The organism is Micromonospora sp. NPDC050495, from assembly GCF_040655175.1.
In the GTDB taxonomy this organism is placed as follows: domain Bacteria; phylum Actinomycetota; class Actinomycetes; order Mycobacteriales; family Micromonosporaceae; genus Micromonospora.
On the sequence record NZ_JBFAJK010000125.1, the window covers coordinates 1 to 1,352 of the forward strand.

1 protein-coding gene is annotated in these 1,352 nt (G+C 75.4%); it reads right to left on the reverse strand.

The genetic code is table 11. The features are described 5' to 3' along the window. Positions 1-34 precede the first annotated feature (34 nt). The gene (locus tag AB0I11_RS34380) at positions 35-1,189 is read right to left on the reverse strand and encodes a low temperature requirement protein A (protein WP_357330115.1); all 1,155 of its coding nucleotides are present in this window, start codon (positions 1,187-1,189) and stop codon (positions 35-37) included. Between the last annotated feature and the right edge of the window lie 163 nt (positions 1,190-1,352).

Below are 1,352 nucleotides of genomic sequence, written 5' to 3' on the forward strand. Positions count from 1 at the left end.
GGCCCCCGGTGTCACCGGGGGCCCGCCGCCGCTGCTACCCGGTACCCGCCGCGGGGCGGTCGGGTTCCGCGCTGGCGGGGCGGCGCCGGCCGGCCAGCAGCATGACGGTGAGGATGATGATGACGGCGGCGAGTTGCGCGCCGGTGCTGACGGCGACGCCGAGGGGCACGGTGGCGAGGACCGCGACGGCGCCGATCGGCCGGCTGCGTGGCGGGTCGAGGCGGAGCGCCAGGCGGACGGCGGTCAGCCCGGCGAGGTAGAGGGTGGTGCCGCCGGCGAGGGCGACGGCGGCGCGGGTGTCGGCGGGTGCCCCCGGGTGGGCGACGGTGGCGTGGATGCCGGTGGCGGTGAGGATGATGCCGAGCAGCAGGAGATAGTGCGGCAGCACGTAGGTGCGGGCGGCGAGTCGGGTGCTGGTGTCCGGGTCGGCGGTGTCGAGGGCGGTGACGGCGTCCTGGGTGTCGGTGAAGTAGGTCCACCAGAGGGCGGCGGGCAGGGCGAGGGACATGACGATGGCGATGGCGGTGCCCGGCTCGCGCTGGTACGGGTCGACGCTGGCGCCGATGGCGACGACGGACTCGCCGAGGCCGACGATGACGAGCAGGCCGTGGCGTTCGACGAAGTGCGTGGCGGCGATGCGGTAGGTGCCGGCGGCGCGGATCCAGGACAGCCGCGGGGTGAGGTAGGGCAGCGCGGCCTGGATGAGGGCGGCGGCGGTGAACAGGGCGTAGGCGGCGGCGCCGGTGATGAAGGCGGCGAGCACCACGAGCAGGGCGGCGCCGATGTTGTAGGGGGCGAGCCGGACGGCGGCGGCGTGGGCCTCGGAGTGGCTGAACAGGACGAGGTGGACGCTGGTGAGGACGAGGTAGCCGAGGGCGAAGAGCAGTCCGGCCTGGAGGAAGGCGGCGGGGATGGCGACGCTGGTGAGCAGGAAGCCGGCCATGCCGGCGAAGAGGGGCAGTTTCGTGGCGAGGGTGTGGGGCGGCACCTGGTTGGTGAGCCAGGCGTAGCTGGTGTAGGGGTACCAGAGCAGGCCGAGGAGGACGACGGTGCGGCCGAGGCCGGCCCAGGTGAGGTGGTCTTCGAGGGCGCCGGTGAGCTGGGTGACGGTGAAGACGAAGACGAGGTCGAAGAAGAGTTCGACGGGGGTGACATGGCCGGCGGTGGGGTGAACTCGGGCCGGGCTCATGGCTTCGGAGGGTAGTGCGGGCGGCGGTTAGCGGGTGAGGGAACGGCGTCGCCCGGGCCCGGGGGGGGCGGGCGGCGCCCCCCGCCCCGGCCCGGCCCCCCCCGGCCGCCCGGTGCCGTCCGGCCGTCACCCGGCCCGGAGCGCTGCGGCGCGGCCCCAGGAC